Origin of the sequence: Undibacterium sp. RTI2.2, assembly GCF_035018705.1 — a bacterium.
GTDB lineage: Bacteria > Pseudomonadota > Gammaproteobacteria > Burkholderiales > Burkholderiaceae_D > Undibacterium.
Genome location: NZ_JASJXN010000036.1, coordinates 1 through 17034, shown reverse-complemented (window position 1 = coordinate 17034; position 17034 = coordinate 1). Strand labels below are relative to the sequence as shown.

Annotated in this window: 13 protein-coding genes and 1 tRNA gene; 1 reads left to right on the top strand and 13 read right to left on the bottom strand. The window is 46.4% G+C overall.

Annotated elements, in window-relative coordinates:
- Positions 1-73: 73 nt before the first annotated feature.
- The gene (locus tag QN395_RS16725; RefSeq protein WP_323492400.1) at positions 74-556 is read right to left on the bottom strand and encodes a cache domain-containing protein; all 483 of its coding nucleotides are present in this window, start codon (positions 554-556) and stop codon (positions 74-76) included.
- A gap of 284 nt (positions 557-840) precedes the next feature.
- Between QN395_RS16725 and QN395_RS16720 the strand changes: the two genes are divergently transcribed.
- Positions 841-1419 carry a PilZ domain-containing protein gene (locus QN395_RS16720; protein WP_323492399.1) on the top strand — a complete coding sequence of 193 codons (579 nt, stop codon included), beginning with the start codon at positions 841-843 and terminating at the stop codon, positions 1417-1419.
- A gap of 125 nt (positions 1420-1544) precedes the next feature.
- Here QN395_RS16720 and QN395_RS16715 read toward each other — a convergent pair whose 3' ends face one another.
- The 12 genes from QN395_RS16715 to QN395_RS16660 form a co-directional block, all read right to left on the bottom strand.
- Positions 1545-2231, bottom strand: a complete 687-nt coding sequence (locus tag QN395_RS16715; RefSeq protein WP_322120311.1) for an SPOR domain-containing protein — start codon at positions 2229-2231, stop codon at positions 1545-1547.
- Positions 2232-2291: 60 nt separating this feature from the next.
- A complete protein-coding gene (locus tag QN395_RS16710) occupies positions 2292-3134 on the bottom strand; it encodes a type III pantothenate kinase (protein ID WP_323492398.1) in 843 nt (280 codons plus the stop codon).
- Between the two features lie 104 nt (positions 3135-3238).
- Entirely contained in the window at positions 3239-4087 is an 849-nt protein-coding gene (locus tag QN395_RS16705; protein ID WP_323492397.1) for a biotin--[acetyl-CoA-carboxylase] ligase, read from the bottom strand.
- Positions 4088-4498: 411 nt separating this feature from the next.
- Positions 4499-8725, bottom strand: coding sequence for a DNA-directed RNA polymerase subunit beta' (gene rpoC, locus QN395_RS16700; RefSeq protein WP_322120314.1), 4227 nt, complete (start codon positions 8723-8725; stop codon positions 4499-4501).
- A gap of 198 nt (positions 8726-8923) precedes the next feature.
- Positions 8924-13030, bottom strand: coding sequence for a DNA-directed RNA polymerase subunit beta (gene rpoB, locus QN395_RS16695; RefSeq protein WP_323492396.1), 4107 nt, complete (start codon positions 13028-13030; stop codon positions 8924-8926).
- Between the two features lie 254 nt (positions 13031-13284).
- Entirely contained in the window at positions 13285-13653 is a 369-nt protein-coding gene (gene rplL / locus QN395_RS16690; protein ID WP_322120316.1) for a 50S ribosomal protein L7/L12, read from the bottom strand.
- Positions 13654-13703: 50 nt separating this feature from the next.
- The gene (rplJ, locus tag QN395_RS16685; protein WP_323492395.1) at positions 13704-14240 is read right to left on the bottom strand and encodes a 50S ribosomal protein L10; all 537 of its coding nucleotides are present in this window, start codon (positions 14238-14240) and stop codon (positions 13704-13706) included.
- A gap of 296 nt (positions 14241-14536) precedes the next feature.
- Positions 14537-15232 carry a 50S ribosomal protein L1 gene (gene rplA / locus QN395_RS16680; protein WP_323492394.1) on the bottom strand — a complete coding sequence of 232 codons (696 nt, stop codon included), beginning with the start codon at positions 15230-15232 and terminating at the stop codon, positions 14537-14539.
- A complete protein-coding gene (gene rplK, locus QN395_RS16675; protein ID WP_186886082.1) occupies positions 15232-15663 on the bottom strand; it encodes a 50S ribosomal protein L11 in 432 nt (143 codons plus the stop codon). The genes rplA and rplK overlap by 1 nt, the downstream gene beginning before the upstream one ends.
- Before the next feature lie 127 nt (positions 15664-15790).
- Positions 15791-16384 carry a transcription termination/antitermination protein NusG gene (gene nusG, locus QN395_RS16670; RefSeq protein ID WP_323492393.1) on the bottom strand — a complete coding sequence of 198 codons (594 nt, stop codon included), beginning with the start codon at positions 16382-16384 and terminating at the stop codon, positions 15791-15793.
- On the bottom strand, positions 16384-16767 hold the full coding sequence (gene secE, locus QN395_RS16665; protein WP_322120320.1) for a preprotein translocase subunit SecE: 384 nt from the start codon (positions 16765-16767) through the stop codon (positions 16384-16386). Before secE ends, nusG begins: the two co-directional genes overlap by 1 nt.
- Before the next feature lie 36 nt (positions 16768-16803).
- Positions 16804-16879, bottom strand: a tRNA-Trp gene (locus QN395_RS16660).
- Positions 16880-17034 lie beyond the last annotated feature (155 nt).

Below are 17034 nucleotides of genomic sequence, written 5' to 3'. Positions count from 1 at the left end.
AAGTCAAATGGATCGTCCAGTCATTCTGCGGCTTCGCAGAGGTTTTCCTTCTGCAAGCCGCAGAAGTATTGGACTATCCTTTATAAATTCCACAGGCAAAATAAAGATCGTCGACTCGTTCTACGTAGGTGCTTTTTTGCTCTAAGACTTTGGTGATCGGGTTTGGCCACTTGTAGTCAACCCAGCCTTTGCCTTCTTTGCTGGCAGCGACTTCCGTCATTTTACGGACGAAAAAAACGCCGTCCACATCTTTCAACTCACCTAAACTTTTACCGATCAATTTAGGGTTAGCACCATGTGCCAGCGTCGGACCACCGCCTTTGACCGTGCCGGCAAAGATATATAAATCTTTCACGAGAAACTGTCCTTTGGGATCATTGATCTCGGCAAATGTTTTTTCTTTACCATTGGCTTTGTAATAGGCAATTACCTTCTTTACCAGATCGGTTGCCTCTTGCGCGCTGCCGTGCTCGACAGCCAAGGCGCTACCGGTAAATGAGATGGCAAATACACCGGCGAATACGGTCGCTACCAATATTTTGATGAATGCTTTCATATTGTCTCCTGTTATATTATTAGAGTTGCCACAGAATTATTGAAAAAAACTGTTGGCGGTTTTAGCATAATCCATCCTTAAGTCAGACACAAACTACTTATGCATGAATTAGAACAACACGACATGTTAGAGACGGCAGAAGTTGTACTGGCTGTTACAACCCAAATGTAACAATGGATGGTTAATGCGCTTATAATTTTTAGGTAACTTTCTAAGACGTATTTAAGTTTTAACCTCAAGTTTTAACCTCAAGTTTTAATATCGAGTTTTAATAGATCGCCCCTATGAAAAATCCAGATAGCGACCAACCTGCGCAAGACCAGTCAGACCATGTCGAAGACGAACTGGACGACGTGGATGGCGAGCCTCTGCAAGAGGCTAAGAATGCCTTATCGGATGCTTCAGCGGATACTTCATCAAGTGAGCCATCAAGTGGGCAGACAAGCGCGCCCTCCAACTTCGCTCCTATCTCTATTTCGACTAGGCTGCCCCGCGCCAACAATCGCATTTATAAACGTTATCTAGTTAAATGGCGCATGGCGATTGTGTATGAAGGTGGCATGGGCAAAAAGACTTTCCATGGACGCGTCAACGAGATATCGCTGGGAGGTTTGAGTATCCATTGCGATCACAATGTCTTTTATGAGGGTAAAGTGATTTTGCTACTGGCATTGCCGCCGCTGAATGCAGGCACTAAAGAGAAGATTCTGGAAATTAGTTGCCGCATGAATTACACCATCTTGTCACAAAAATTATTTCGCATCGGTCTGGAGTTTGTGGATTTCCGCAGCGGCGATAAAAAATTGCTGGAAGAGAGGCTAGAGATTAGCAATGCGGGTGGAATTTCGTACTCAGAAATGTGAGTTTGAACCGAATCAAGCCTCACGTTTTTAGCGCCAGCTCTGTCACAAGTCCCACACCACTCTTACCGCCACTAATTAGCTGGCAAGAGCGGGCCTCATCAGCTTAGTTTATGCTTAGTTTTTGCTTAATTTTTACTATATGCCGTGGATTGGCAGTTGCGTACATCTTGCTCCGAAAAGTCGAGTTTGATGATATCAAAACGGGCTTTTTCTTCTGCACTGAGCGCACGTAATTGGTAAGCAAATTTGTTAGTAGTGAGGGTACGTGCGCCAATGCGGGCGCTGTGTACGCCTTTATTGCTGAGTTTATTCAAATGCGCTTTGGCTGCATCTTCGGTTTTAAATACGCCGAGTGAAATGCCAAATCGCAGATTTGATTGATCCACCACAATGAAAAAATCGGTGATGCCAAGACGACGTAATTCACCGGCTTTTTTGTCGGCACCATCTTTGCTGCCTTGGGATGGAATAAATACCATATAGGTCACGGTATCTGCATCGACCACATTAATCCGTGATTGACGATCACCGAGCGCCAAGGTTTTTAGTTTGTCTTCAATCTTGCTTGCATCTGCTTGTAAAAAATTACCGATTTGCAGACAAGCCTGCACGTCATTTTTTCGTTCCTCGGGCACTTGCGCGGGTGCCAGCGCCAGGCTGGCAGAGATCACATGCAACTGATCGCTGTTCAGTTGCTTAACCATTCTTTGCGGCTCATGGGCATCCATGTCCCAGTTGCCAAGATAGCCTAGATTGAAGGCGATTAAAAACGCATTCAGTATTAGCAAGCTCCAGAAAAAAAATCTCAGCATAATTTATTCATGATTAGAGGTGGATGCGGTATTTAGCTTGTTAATGGTTGACTGCTCTTGCTAAAGCTGCGGTTGGCTGAAGTTGACAGTAGTGTGCATCGATGCAACTACGGCCAAACCCGTCAACACCAGATTATCCACATGCTGACAGGCAATGCCAAGATCCGGCGTCAAATGAGGAAGAAGATAAGTTGCAGCACCGCCTGAAATGAGACAAGTCACTGGCGTATTTTGCAAAGCCTGCCAGCGTGCAACGGCGCGTTCTAAAGCACCGACCTGGGCATTTATGCAGCCGCTGACTATCGCAGACTCGGTATTATCGGCGAACAAATTTATCAGTGAAATACTCTCAGCAACATGGGGCAATTGCGCGGTATTTTTTGCCAGTGACTGCGCCATTAGTTTTAAACCGGGCAAAATCATCCCGCCGTGAAACACGCCATCGGCGCTCAGCGCATCTATCGTCGTCGCGGTGCCGCATGTGGCAACAATGAGCGATTGCTGCGGATACAAGGCATGCGCAGCAATGGCAGTGGCAAAACGATCGCAACCTAATTGTGCTGGATTGCGATAGCCGTTTTTAACCCCGGCAACTTGCGCTACCGAGGCAAAAAATTCGGGCACGAGCTTGGTGGCTGCCATCGAAAACGCTTGCTCCAGATAATTAAATAAAGTCGCTTTGAAGTCGCCGCCAGCAACATTAGAAATCACAATACGATTGATCAATATGCCCTGCACTGGGAGTGCTTTCCAAGCAACGGGTAATTGGTCTGACTCAGCGTGACTGACGGAATCAAACAGCAACCATACCGGTACCGCACGCAAGGGCAAGTCGGTCAAACCAGATTCGGCAAGCACTGCCCATTTGATGCGGGTATTTCCGGCGTCGATTAATAGCAACATGCAGGCGTTTTCCTCAATCTACTGTTTGTGATGGCGCTTTGGTTCAGACGCCTTGGTTTAGATGCTTTGGTTTTTAGGACTAGCACTCTTTACGTTCTATATTTTTATGGAACCGGACGCAAGGATACATCACCTGCCACGACGGTCACCTGCCCTTGCTCGGTTTGCAATACCAGACAACCCGTTGCATCTACGCCCAATGCGATCCCTGCATGCCGTTGCTCACCACCATCCAATATCAACACATTTTGCTGCGCATAAGCATGCAGCGCATTCCAGCGTGCGGCAAAGGCTGAAAAACCGTGTTGCTGGAATTGTTCTAAGGCCTTTGCCAGCGCATTAAGCAGATGCGCCATCAGTAAGTTTCTGTCCATTTGTGCCAGCCATGGCGCATCGGCTACGGCCTGCCCAATCTCGGCTTCCAGCGCCTCGGGCACGCGCAAGTTGAGGCCTATACCGATCACCGCCCACATCGCGTCGTCATTGGTGCTGGCGGTCTCTATCAATATGCCGGCCAGCTTTTTTTTGTCTTTGAGTATGTCATTTGGCCATTTCAACTGCACCGGCACACCAAGGCTCAACAAAACCTCGGCCACTGCGGTACCAACCGCTAACGGCAAGCCAGATAAACTTTGCGCACTGCCAGCTTGTACACCACGTTTAAAACGCCACGCCAAAGAGAATGTCAACACGCCGCCCGGTGCTGAATGCCAGACACGACCAGCACGTCCGCGACCAGCGGTCTGACGTTCTGCAATCCTCAGCAATGGCGCTTGCAAGTCGCCTAAACGCGCCATCAGATCCGCATTGGTTGAGCCGGTTTCAGCTACGACCTCAACATCTACCTGCGCACCATACTGATCGCGCAGAGGCAAAATCTGGTTGGTACTTAATGGGCTGAGTGGGCTGAGTATGCCGGGTGTACCGGGTGTACTTGTGATTGTTGTTGTCATACGGATAGGACTGCGTGATTTAAAAAATGCTTTATTGGTCAATAAGAGCCAGAGCTTAAAAACCGATCAAAAAAAAAAGACGAATACAGCCAGAAAAGCGAAAGAGTTTTTCTGAATAAAACAATATACTCCCCCTCATTTTTCATAAAAATGACTGATTGCCCAGAATTTATATGGACAACTTAAAATACTCATTACCAGTATATTAAATTTACGACTAACAGCTTCGGCAGATTTTACAGATAATCAAGTATTCATATCAAACTTCGCCGCGCTTGCTGGTGGCGCATTTGTATGCAAATTTCTAAACAATTTACAAAATAAAAACGGCACCGGAGACTAGCTGCGGTGCCGTTTTTTGCAATTACATTGGCTTAGCTTGCTTGCAAATAATGCATGCCTAGCATTAGATTACGCTTCGCCGTCTGCTGCATCGGATGTTGCCGTTTCTGGCATTGGCGCGAATGCTGCTTTTTCTGCTTGCAACAAGGCTGTGCGTTCATCGGCTTCCCAAGTTTCTTTCAACTTGCGAGCGCGGTGGAATGCCAAGCCTGTACCTGCCGGAATCAGACGACCAACGATGACGTTTTCTTTCAGGCCGCGCAGGGTATCTTTCTTGCCCATAATCGCTGCTTCTGTCAGAACGCGTGTAGTTTCCTGGAAGGACGCTGCCGAGATGAAAGAATCTGTCGACAAGGATGCTTTAGTGATACCGAGCAAGATATTTTCATATGTCGCAGGGATACCGCCAGCAGCAGCAACTCTATCGTTTTCACCTAACAAATCAGAACGTTCAACTTGCTCACCGATGATGTAGTTTGCATCGCCTGGGTTAACCACAACAACGCGACGCAACATCTGACGTACGATCACTTCAATGTGCTTGTCATTGATCTTAACGCCTTGCAAACGGTACACGTCCTGAACTTCATCAACGATGTAACGTGCCAGCGCTTCGATACCCAACAAACGCAGAATGTCTTGTGGATCGGCTGGGCCGTCAACAATCATCTCACCTTTGTTCACAACTTGACCGTCATGTACCAAGACTTGTTTGTCTTTGGTGATCAGGAATTCGTGTTTCTCGCCGTCCATGTCGGTGATTTCCAGACGTTGCTTACCTTTGGTTTCTTTACCAAACGCAACCGTACCTGTGACTTCAGCCAACATACCTGCATCTTTTGGTGAACGTGCTTCAAACAACTCAGCAACGCGCGGCAGACCACCGGTAATATCACGAGTCTTTTGTGATTCAGTCGGGATACGTGCCAATACTTCACCAACGTGAACTTGCTGACCATCTTTGACCGTAATCAGAGCACCGACTTGGAAGCCGATCGTTACTGCGTGCTCGGTACCAGAGATCTTGACTTCTTCACCTTGTTCGTTCAACAGTTTAACCTGTGGACGAACCGCTTTGCCTGCAGTACCGCGACGTTTTGCATCGATTGCGACCAGTGTAGACAAACCAGTGACATCATCGACTTGTCTAGCAACGGTAACGCCTTCTTCGACGTTTTCAAACTTCACAGTACCGGTGTATTCAGTAATGATAGGACGTGTCAGTGGATCCCAAGTCGCCAACGCTGTACCAGCTTTGATGACCATACCATCTTTAACGATCAATGTTGCACCGTAAGGTACTTTATGACGTTCGCGCTCACGACCGTGGTCATCCGTGATCAAGACTTCGCCGGAACGGGAAATCACAATCTGGTCGCCTTTGCCGTTAGTCACATAACGCATGGTAACGGTGAAACGAATCGTACCGTTGGACTTAGCTTCAACGGAAGACGCAATCGCTGCACGGGATGCGGCACCACCGATGTGGAAGGTACGCATTGTCAACTGAGTACCTGGCTCACCAATCGACTGCGCAGCGATAACACCAACTGCTTCACCCGCATTGACCATAGAACCACGACCGAGGTCACGGCCGTAACACATAGCGCACAAACCATAGCGTGTGTCGCAAGTTAGTGGCGTACGTACTTTGACTTCGTCGATACCCAGACGTTCGATCTCTTCTACAGCGTTTTCATCCAGCAAGGTACCTGCATCATACAAATTGGCCTGTGTTTCTGGATTGACGATATCGTTGGCTGCAACACGACCCAAAATCAGATCACGCAAAGGCACGTTGACTTCACCGCCTTCAACAATCGCTTTCATTGACGCACCGTTGGCTGTACCGCAATCATCTTCGATCACGACCAGATCTTGGGTAACGTCAACCAGACGACGTGTCAAGTAACCGGAGTTCGCTGTCTTCAACGCGGTATCGGCCAGACCTTTACGTGCACCGTGAGTGGAAATAAAGTATTGCAACACGTTCAGACCTTCGCGGAAGTTCGCGGTGATCGGTGTTTCAATAATCGAACCATCCGGTTTCGCCATCAGTCCGCGCATACCTGCCAACTGACGAATCTGTGCAGCAGAACCACGCGCACCGGAGTCAGCCATCATGTAAATCGCGTTGAAAGATTCTTGCGTACCTTTAGTACCATCACGGCGAATGACGTCTTCTACCTTGAGTTGATCCATCATGGCTTTACCGACTTCATCACCGGTCTTGCCCCAGATATCGACAACCTTGTTATAACGCTCACCAGCAGTTACCAAACCGGACGCATATTGCTGCTCGATCTGTTTCACTTCATGCTCAGCCGCTGCAATCAGGGTAACTTTTTGCGGTGGTACCAACATGTCATCGATACAGATTGAGATACCAGCGCGTGTCGCGAGGCGGAAACCCATTTGCATCAGTTGATCAGCAAATACAACCGTTGCACGCAGGCCGCACTTACGGAACGATGTATCGATCAGTTTGGAAATTTCTTTTTTCTTTAACGCACGATTGAGTACGGTGAACGGCAAACCTTTTGGCAGAATTTCTGACAAAATTGCGCGCCCAACCGTGGTTTCGTAACGTTTGATCGTTTTGACGAATTCACCCGTTTCCAGATCTTTTGGAAATTCTGTAATACGCACGGTGATACGTGTGCTGAGTTCGACTTCCTTGTTGTCCCAGGCGCGGATCGCTTCTGAAACATCAGGGAACATCATGCCCTCGCCCTTACCGTTAATTTTTTCACGGGAAGCGTAGTACAGGCCTAATACGATATCTTGCGAAGGTACGATAGACGGTTCGCCGTTAGACGGGAACAGAATATTGTTGGATGCCAGCATCAGTGTGCGGGCTTCCATTTGCGCTTCGATCGACAAAGGAACGTGAACCGCCATTTGATCGCCGTCAAAGTCGGCATTGAATGCGGCGCAGACCAGTGGATGCAACTGGATCGCTTTACCTTCAATCAACACTGGCTCAAACGCCTGAATACCCAAACGGTGCAATGTAGGCGCACGGTTCAACATGATCGGATGTTCACGGATCACTTCTTCCAAGATATCCCAAACCACTGGCTCTTGGATCTCAACTAATTTTTTTGCTGCTTTGATCGTTGTTGCCAGACCCATCAATTCCAATTTATTGAAAATGAAAGGTTTGAACAATTCCAACGCCATCAATTTTGGCAAACCGCATTGATGCAATTTCAGCTGTGGACCCACCACGATAACGGAACGACCGGAGTAATCAACACGTTTACCCAGCAAGTTTTGACGGAAACGACCGCCTTTACCTTTGATCATCTCAGCCAGAGATTTCAATGGGCGCTTGTTGGCGCCAGTCATTGCTTTACCGCGACGACCATTGTCTAACAGGGAGTCGACGGCTTCTTGCAACATACGCTTTTCGTTGCGGGTAATAATTTCTGGTGCGCGCAATTCCATCAGGCGCTTCAGACGATTATTACGGTTAATGACGCGACGATATAAATCGTTCAGATCGGAAGTCGCAAAACGACCACCGTCCAGCGGTACCAAAGGACGCAATTCTGGCGGCAATACTGGCAGCACTTCCATGATCATCCAGTCTGGCTTGATACCGGAACGTTGGAATGCTTCAAGTACTTTCAGACGCTTAGCATATTTCTTGATCTTGGCTTCAGATTTTGATTCTTTCAGCTCAACGCGCAAAGTCTCTGCATCACGGTCGATGTCGATAGAACGCAGCAATTCACGGATACCTTCTGCACCCATGAACGCCGTGAACTCATCACCATGCTCTTCATACTTAGCAGCGTAATCATCTTCCGACATGATCTGGCATTTTTTCAGCGGAGTCATACCAGGATCGGTCACAACATAGGCTTCAAAATACAAAACACGTTCGATATCCCGCAAAGTCATATCCAGTACCATACCCAAACGGGATGGCAGTGACTTCAGGAACCAGATGTGTGCAGTTGGAGAAGCCAACTCAATATGACCCATGCGCTCACGACGCACTTTAGCCAAAGTAACTTCTACACCGCATTTTTCGCAGATAACACCGCGATGCTTCAAACGCTTGTACTTACCGCACAGGCATTCATAATCTTTGATAGGGCCAAAAATTTTGGCGCAGAACAAACCGTCGCGCTCTGGCTTAAAAGTACGATAGTTAATGGTTTCCGGCTTTTTTACTTCGCCGTAGGACCACGAACGGATTTTCTCGGGAGACGCGAGACCAATTTTGATCGCGTCGAATTGTTCGTTAGGCTGAACTTGCTTGAATAGATCGAGCAGTGCTTTCATGTGTGTCACTCCAGTGAGGTAAACGCTAGTGCTGGATGGTACAAGAGTTTTTTGCTTAAACCCTGTTCGCATCAACGGGAGAGCCTAGGTTTTAAGTAGGTTCCGCCAATACCGGGAACAAAAAATTCTAAACGGCTATAAATACTAATGCCGTCTCTAAGTTTTTGCTCAGAGACGGCCAATACTGCTAGTTGTCGCTTAATCCCGTGAGAGATCGATATCGATACCGAGGGAGCGAATTTCTTTGACCAACACGTTGAAGGATTCCGGCATACCGGCATCGATCACGTGATCGCCCTTGACGAGATTTTCGTACACTTTGGTACGACCATTCACGTCATCCGACTTCACTGTCAACATCTCTTGCAAGACATACGATGCGCCGTACGCTTCCAAAGCCCAAACTTCCATCTCACCGAAACGCTGACCACCGAACTGCGCTTTACCACCGAGTGGCTGCTGAGTAACCAGAGAATAAGGACCAGTAGAGCGAGCATGCATCTTGTCATCAACCAAATGGTGCAGTTTCAGTACGTGCATATAACCAACTGTCACGCTACGTTCAAATGCCTCACCAGTGCGACCATCATACAAAGTCACTTGATTCTTCGAAGGTGTCATACCGAGTTGTTTAGCGATATGGTCAGGATAAGCCAAATCAAGCATGCGACGAATTTCGCCTTCATGCGCACCATCGAACACCGGTGTTGCAAACGGAACGCCGTTTTTCAGGTTACTTGTCAATTCCAAAATATCGGAATCAGAAAAACCATCGATGTCTTCTTTCTTCCCAGATTCGTTATAAATCTGTTTCAAGAAGGCGCGTAGCTCTTCGATTTTCACTTTGGCTTTTAACATTTCACCGATGCGCAAGCCTAGACCTTTAGCTGCCCAGCCCAAATGCACTTCCAGAACCTGACCAACGTTCATCCGTGAAGGAACACCCAATGGGTTCAGTACGATGTCAGCTGGAGTACCATCCGCCATGTAAGGCATGTCTTCGATAGGAACGATACGTGAAACCACACCTTTGTTACCGTGGCGACCCGCCATCTTGTCACCAGGTTGCAAGCGACGTTTAACAGCAAGGTAAACCTTGACCATTTTTTGTACGCCCGGTGGCAGTTCATCGCCCTGTGTCAACTTGGTACGTTTTTCTTCGAAAGCCAGATCGAACTGATGACGTTTTTCAGCGATGGAATCTTTAATCGCTTCCAAAGCTTTAGCTGCATCATCATCCGCCGGACGAATATCAAACCAGTGATATTTATCCAAATCAGCTAAGTATTCCTTAGTAATCTTGCTGCCTTTTGCTAATTTAGCTGGGCCGCCATTAGCGACTTTGCCGATCAACATACGTTCCAGACGTTCAAAGGCATCACCTTCAACAATACGTAACTGATCATTCAAATCAAGACGATAGCGTTTCAGCTCATCATCAATAATTTGTTGAGCACGTTTGTCGCGTTGGATACCTTCACGAGTGAACACTTGAACGTCAATAACAGTACCAACCATGCCAGATGGCACACGCAAGGAAGTATCTTTAACGTCGGATGCTTTTTCACCGAAAATCGCGCGCAGTAGTTTTTCTTCTGGTGTCAGTTGTGTTTCGCCTTTTGGCGTTACCTTACCAACCAATGTGTCGCCAGCAGTTACTTCAGCACCGATATAAACGATACCGGCCTCATCCAGACGTGCCAACTGATTCTCAGCCAGATTAGAGATATCACGAGTGATTTCCTCTGCACCTAACTTGGTATCACGAGCAACAACAGATAACTCTTCGATGTGAATCGATGTGTAACGATCATCAGCTACTACTTTTTCAGAGATCAGAATCGAATCTTCAAAGTTATAACCATTCCATGGCATAAATGCAACCAGCATGTTTTGACCGAGAGCCAATTCACCCAGATCGGTGGAGGCACCGTCAGCCAAAACGTCCCCCTTCGCAACCATATCGCCGACTTTGACGATAGGACGTTGGTTGATATTGGTATTTTGGTTAGAACGTGTGTACTTGATCAAGTTGTAGATGTCTACACCGACTTCACCAGCTTGTGCTTCAGCATCATTCACACGAATAACGATACGACCCGCATCGATGTAATCGACTTTACCGCCACGCAATGCTTGTACTGTTGTACCAGAATCGACTGCGACAGTACGTTCGATACCTGTACCGACAAATGCTTTTTCAGGGCGCAAGCAAGGAACTGCTTGACGCTGCATATTGGCACCCATCAAAGCGCGGTTCGCGTCATCGTGCTCCAGGAAAGGAATCAAAGATGCTGCGACAGAAACTACCTGACCTGTTGCCACGTCCATGTACTGGATACGCTCTGGAGAAACTAGAATCGTTTCACCCGCTTCACGGGCAGACACCAATTCATCAACTAATGTGCCAGCACCGTCAATCGTCGCATTCGCCTGAGCAATAATGTAACGACCTTCTTCAATCGCGGACAAGTAATCGATTTGTTGCGTGATTTTACTATCAACTACCTTACGATATGGCGTCTCTAGGAAACCATATTCATTCAAACGAGCGTACAAGGCCAGTGAGTTGATCAAACCAATGTTTGGCCCCTCTGGTGTCTCGATCGGGCAGACGCGGCCATAGTGAGTCGGATGAACGTCACGCACTTCAAAACCTGCACGTTCACGTGTCAAACCACCAGGTCCAAGTGCAGATATACGGCGCTTGTGCGTGATCTCAGACAATGGGTTGGTTTGATCCATAAACTGAGACAGTTGTGAGGAACCAAAAAACTCACGAATTGCAGCAGAGATAGGCTTGGAATTGATCAAGTCATGCGGCATCAGGTTGTCGGCTTCAGCCTGACCCAGACGCTCTTTGACCGCACGCTCAACACGCACCAGACCAGCACGGAATTGATTTTCAGCCAACTCACCAACACAACGAACACGGCGATTACCCAAGTGATCAATATCGTCGACTTCACCGCGACCATTGCGCAGTTCCACCAAAATCTTAATCACTGCCAGTACGTCTTCGTTAGACAAGGTCATCGCGCCAGTCAACTCATCACGACCGATACGGCGGTTGAACTTCATACGACCAACAGCGGATAAATCGTAACGATCTTCGCTATAGAACAAGCCATTGAACAGGGCTTCGACTGAATCTTCTGTTGGCGGTTCGCCTGGGCGCATCATACGATAAATTGCGACGCGAGCAGCCATCTGATCCGCTGTATCGTCAGCACGCAAAGTCTGAGAAATATAAGAACCTTGATCCAAATCGTTGGTGTACAAAGTCTGGATAGTTCCAACCTTCGCGTCACGCAAGCGACCCATCAATTCTTCTGTCAATTCATCATTTGCATTAGCAATAACTTCACCAGTATCGCCATCGACGATATTTTTAGCTAATACGCGACCCAACAGATAATCTTCTGGAACCGAAATATGCTTAATACCAGCAACATCGATCTCACGTACATGCTTGGCATTGATACGTTTATCTTTGGCGACAATGACTTTACCGGCTTTATCAGAGATATCGAAACGTGCAACCTCGCCACGCAGACGCTCAGAAACGAATTCCATTTCAGCGCCGTCATTATGCAAAGTAAAGTTATCAAATACGAAGAAGTTTGCCAGTATCTGCTCGTTGTTCATGCCAATAGCACGCAACAAGATAGTGACCGGCATCTTGCGACGACGATCGATGCGGAAGAACAAAATATCTTTAGGATCGAACTCAAAATCTAACCATGATCCACGGTAAGGAATAATCCTTGCCGAAAATAATAATTTACCTGATGAGTGAGTCTTACCTCTGTCATGCTCAAAGAACACGCCAGGGGAACGGTGCAACTGAGAAACGATAACCCGCTCAGTACCGTTGATAACGAAAGAGCCTGTAGTCGTCATGAGTGGCAATTCACCCATATAGACTTCTTGCTCTTTCATTTCTTTAACAACTGGTTTAGTTGGCGATTCTTTATCAAGAATTACCAAACGTACCTTGGCACGTAAAGGAGATGCAAAAGTAAGGCCGCGCTGCTGACATTCCTTGACGTCAAAAGCTGGATCACCTAAAACATAGGATAGAAATTCTAGACGTGCGAACCCGTTATGCGACACGATCGGAAATATAGAGGTAAAGGCTGACTGCAAGCCCTCATTTTTACGCGCAGACGCTGTTTTGTCGGCTTGTAAAAAACCTAAATATGACTCGAGCTGGGTCGCCAGCAGGAACGGAACGTTGTGAACGTTAGCGCGTTTCGCGAAAGACTTACGAATGCGCTTCTTCTCAGTAAATGAGTAGTGCATGGACACTCCGTTAGTGACAAGGAAGGATGGAGAATTCAGGATTCAAAATGCAATTTCAGTTGAACTTGCAGAAAGAAACCTCAAGTCTCAGCCCTTAACCTTATGAATTTCCAGAACAAAAAAATACAACTGAAACGACATTATCTAAACAACATCATTACAACGACAAAGAAGCCAAAGAGGAACCTTCTCTTTCGAGAAGATTCCTGCCTTTGACTTGGGCAAATCCCAAGATCTGCCTTATTTTTACAAAATTACTTAATTTCTGCTTTCGCGCCAGCATCTTCCAATTTCTTCTTAGCAGCTTCAGCATCAGCTTTAGAAACAGCTTCTTTAACTGTTTTCGGTGCACCATCAACTACGTCTTTGGCTTCTTTCAAGCCCAAACCTGTCAATTCACGAACTGCTTTAATTACGCCAACTTTATTTGCGCCAACTTCAGTCAGAACCACGTTGAATTCTGTTTGCTCTTCTACAGCAGCAGCTGGACCAGCGGCTGGACCAGAAGACATTGCAGCAGCAGATACGCCAAATTTTTCTTCGAATGCCTTAACCAAGTCGTTCAAGTCCATTACGGACATCGCGCCTACGGCTTCCAGGATATCGTCTTTGCTAATTGCCATTTGAAACTCCAATTTATAAATTACATTAATTCAGTATTTGACGAAAAATCTTATTCAGCAACGGCTTCAGTAACTTCTGCTACTGGTGCTGCAGGTGAATCAGACTCTTTCTTTGCTGCGAGAGCTGCCAAAGCGCGTGCGAAGCTGGATACAGGAGCCTGCATCATACCTAACACTTGCGCCAACAACACTTCACGAGCAGGAATGCTTGCCAATGCCATAACGCCAGCTTTATCTAGCGATTTGCCAGCATAGTTGCCTGCCTTTACGACTAGTTTGTCATTGCTTTTTGCAAAATCTTGAACAACTTTTGCAGCTGCAACAGCATCTTCCGAGATCGCATAGATCAACGGACCAGTCATTTCAGAAGCGAGGCTTGCAAACACAGTTCCCTCAACAGCACGACGTGCAAGTGTATTTTTCAATACACGCATGTACACACCTTGAGCACGTGCGTTAGCACGCAATTGCGTCAAATGACCGACCTGGATACCACGATATTCAGCTACGACGATAGTCTGAGCAGTTGCTACTTTTGCAGAGACTTCAGCGACGACGGCTTTTTTATCATTCAGATTGAGACTCACGGTCAACCTCCAATTATGATACTCAGTCTTCACATCAGGATGATGTGTCTCCCTCATATCGTTTCGAACACGGCGTCCGAAGTTAGGAGTTTTACTGGATTAACAGTATGTAACTACAAAACTTACCCGGGTACACCATCTGCGTTGGGTACTTGAGATTACTCTCTTGCGATTTAACTTAACTTATTAGAAATAAATTAAGCCCAACGGTCTTTGACACTCTGACTAATTAAAATTTATTAGCCAGCCCAAAGATTGGCCGTACATCTTTATCAATGTACGGACTTAATTCTTAATTAACCTGCCAGATTGCTATGGTCAACGCGTACACCAGCACCCATTGTGGATGACAGAGAAATCTTACGCAGATAAACACCCTTGCTGGAAGCTGGCTTCGCTTTATTCAATGCCTCAACTAACGCTACCAAATTTGCCTTCAGATCACCATCAGCGAAAGATTTACGACCGATAGTTGAATGGATAATCCCTGCTTTATCTGTACGGTATTGAACTTGACCTGCTTTTGCATTTTTAACTGCTGTCGCAACGTCTGGAGTCACAGTACCAACTTTTGGATTAGGCATTAAACCACGTGGGCCTAAAATCTGACCTAAAGTACCAACGATACGCATTGTATCTGGAGATGCAATAACGATGTCGAACGGCATATCGCCGGCTTTAACACGTTCAGCCAAATCTTCCATACCAACGATGTCAGCACCGGCAGCTTTTGCTTCCTCAGCCTTAGCGCCTTGCGCAAATACCGCAACGCGAACTGTTTTACCAGTACCGGAAGGCAATACAACTGAACCGCGAACTACTTGATCCGATTTCTTTGGATCAACACCAAGTTGGATTGAAACGTCGATGGATTCATTGAACTTTGCTGTTGCGCATTCTTTGATCAAAGTTACCGCATTATTAAAAGAGTAAACTTTTAAACGATCAACTTTAGTTTTGAGCAATTTTGCTTTTTTAGATAACTTAGCCATTACAATCCCTCTACCGTGATACCCATGGAGCGCGCAGAACCCGCGATAGTGCGCACTGCTGCGTCCATATCAGCGGCAGTCAAATCAGCGCGTTTTGTTGTCGCGATTTCTTCTGCTTGCTTACGTGTAATGCTACCAACTTTATCAGTATGAGGCTTCGCTGAACCTTTAGTGATACCAGCTGCTTTTTTGATCATATAGGTTGCTGGAGGCGTCTTCATCACGAAAGTGAAAGACTTATCAGCAAATGCAGTAATCACAACAGGAATCGGCATACCTGGTTCCACACCCTGGGTCTGGGCATTAAACGCCTTGCAGAATTCCATAATGTTCAAACCACGTTGACCCAAAGCTGGTCCGATTGGCGGGGATGGGTTTGCTTTACCAGCTGGTACTTGCAGCTTGATAAAACCAATAATTTTCTTTGCCATGATGGCTCCTTCATTAGTTGAGTAGTAGCGCCCGGCATAGCAGTAAATGCAATGATGGGCTCCTCTGTTTACCGCTTTTCAGTTTTTAAATTATTACTAACCTACCGTACTGAATGACGTTAATTTTTTACACTTTTTCTACCTGACCAAAATCCAGCTCTACTGGAGTTGCTCGTCCGAAAATCGTAACAGTGACTCGAACTTTCGATTTCTCGTAGTTCACTTCCTCAACATTACCGTTGAAGTCAGTAAATGGACCATCTTTAATTCGAACAACTTCACCCACTTCATACAATATTTTTGGTCTTGGCTTCTCAACGCCGTCTTGCATTTGCTGCAAAATCTTATCAACCTCACGCTGAGGGATAGGCGCAGGCTTATTTGATTTTCCACCTATAAAACCTGTAACCTTGCTGGTATTTTTGACCAAATGCCAAGTATCGTCAGTCATTTCCATCTCAACGAAAACATAACTTGGAAATAAGCGGCGCTCTGTTACTGCTTTTTTACCGTTCTTTACTTCAATAACTTCTTCGGTAGGAACCAAAATCTGTCCGAATTTATCTTGCATTTCTGCACGCTCAATGCGCTCCATCAAGGCGCGCTGTACGCTTTTTTCCATACCAGAATAAGCATGAACTACATACCATCTTTTAGCACTTTTAGGCACAGAAACACTAGGTTCCGCACCATCTTGATCTTCCTGAATGTGCTCAGTCATTATGATTTCCATCCAAGAACTACATCTAACAATAGAAATTCGAGAAATTTATCAGTGCCCCAGAGAAAAAGAGCCATTACCAATACAAATCCAAATACAACAGCAGTAATTTGACCAGCCTCCTTACGAGTAGGCCAAACAACCTTTTTTACTTCGCGCACTGAGTCTTTGGCAAAAGAAACAAAGTTACGCCCTGTTTCTGACGACCAGATCAATCCAACAGCAACCAATAAACCAACAACTAACGCTGCCGCACGAATATAACCCGGCTGATTCACAAGGACATAAAAAGCAGCAACACCAGCAACCGCAGCAACAATCGCCAGAATGATTTTATATTTATCATTCGTTGTGCTTACAGTTTGTACGGATTGGTTAGACATACTTTATTTACTTTCGGCGCCTTGTGGCTTTGATGGTGGCAGGGGCGGTAGGAATCGAACCTACAACCTTCGGTTTTGGAGACCGACGCTCTGCCAATTGAGCTACACCCCTACAACTTAGAACGACTTGACGAATATAGCGGCCTTGGCAAGCCGCTATATTTACTTCGAAATCAACTCAAAAACTTCTACGAACTCTGACTGAATTAATCGGCCAAGATTTTAGCAACAACACCCGCACCAACTGTACGACCGCCTTCGCGAATC

Excerpts from the sequence above, each read along its gene's own strand:
- nusG (WP_323492393.1), bottom strand. The coding sequence starts at position 16,384 with ATGACTGAGCACATTCAGGAAGATCAAGATGGTGCGGAACCTAGTGTT.
- QN395_RS16725 (WP_323492400.1), bottom strand. The coding sequence starts at position 556 with ATGAAAGCATTCATCAAAATATTGGTAGCGACCGTATTCGCCGGTGTA.
- QN395_RS16715 (WP_322120311.1), bottom strand. The coding sequence starts at position 2,231 with ATGCTGAGATTTTTTTTCTGGAGCTTGCTAATACTGAATGCGTTTTTA.
- QN395_RS16710 (WP_323492398.1), bottom strand. The coding sequence starts at position 3,134 with ATGTTGCTATTAATCGACGCCGGAAATACCCGCATCAAATGGGCAGTG.
- QN395_RS16720 (WP_323492399.1), top strand. The coding sequence starts at position 841 with ATGAAAAATCCAGATAGCGACCAACCTGCGCAAGACCAGTCAGACCAT.
- rpoB (WP_323492396.1), bottom strand. The coding sequence starts at position 13,030 with ATGCACTACTCATTTACTGAGAAGAAGCGCATTCGTAAGTCTTTCGCG.
- QN395_RS16705 (WP_323492397.1), bottom strand. The coding sequence starts at position 4,087 with ATGACAACAACAATCACAAGTACACCCGGTACACCCGGCATACTCAGC.
- rpoC (WP_322120314.1), bottom strand. The coding sequence starts at position 8,725 with ATGAAAGCACTGCTCGATCTATTCAAGCAAGTTCAGCCTAACGAACAA.
- secE (WP_322120320.1), bottom strand. The coding sequence starts at position 16,767 with ATGTCTAACCAATCCGTACAAACTGTAAGCACAACGAATGATAAATAT.
- rplA (WP_323492394.1), bottom strand. The coding sequence starts at position 15,232 with ATGGCTAAGTTATCTAAAAAAGCAAAATTGCTCAAAACTAAAGTTGAT.
- rplL (WP_322120316.1), bottom strand. The coding sequence starts at position 13,653 with ATGGCAATTAGCAAAGACGATATCCTGGAAGCCGTAGGCGCGATGTCC.
- rplK (WP_186886082.1), bottom strand. The coding sequence starts at position 15,663 with ATGGCAAAGAAAATTATTGGTTTTATCAAGCTGCAAGTACCAGCTGGT.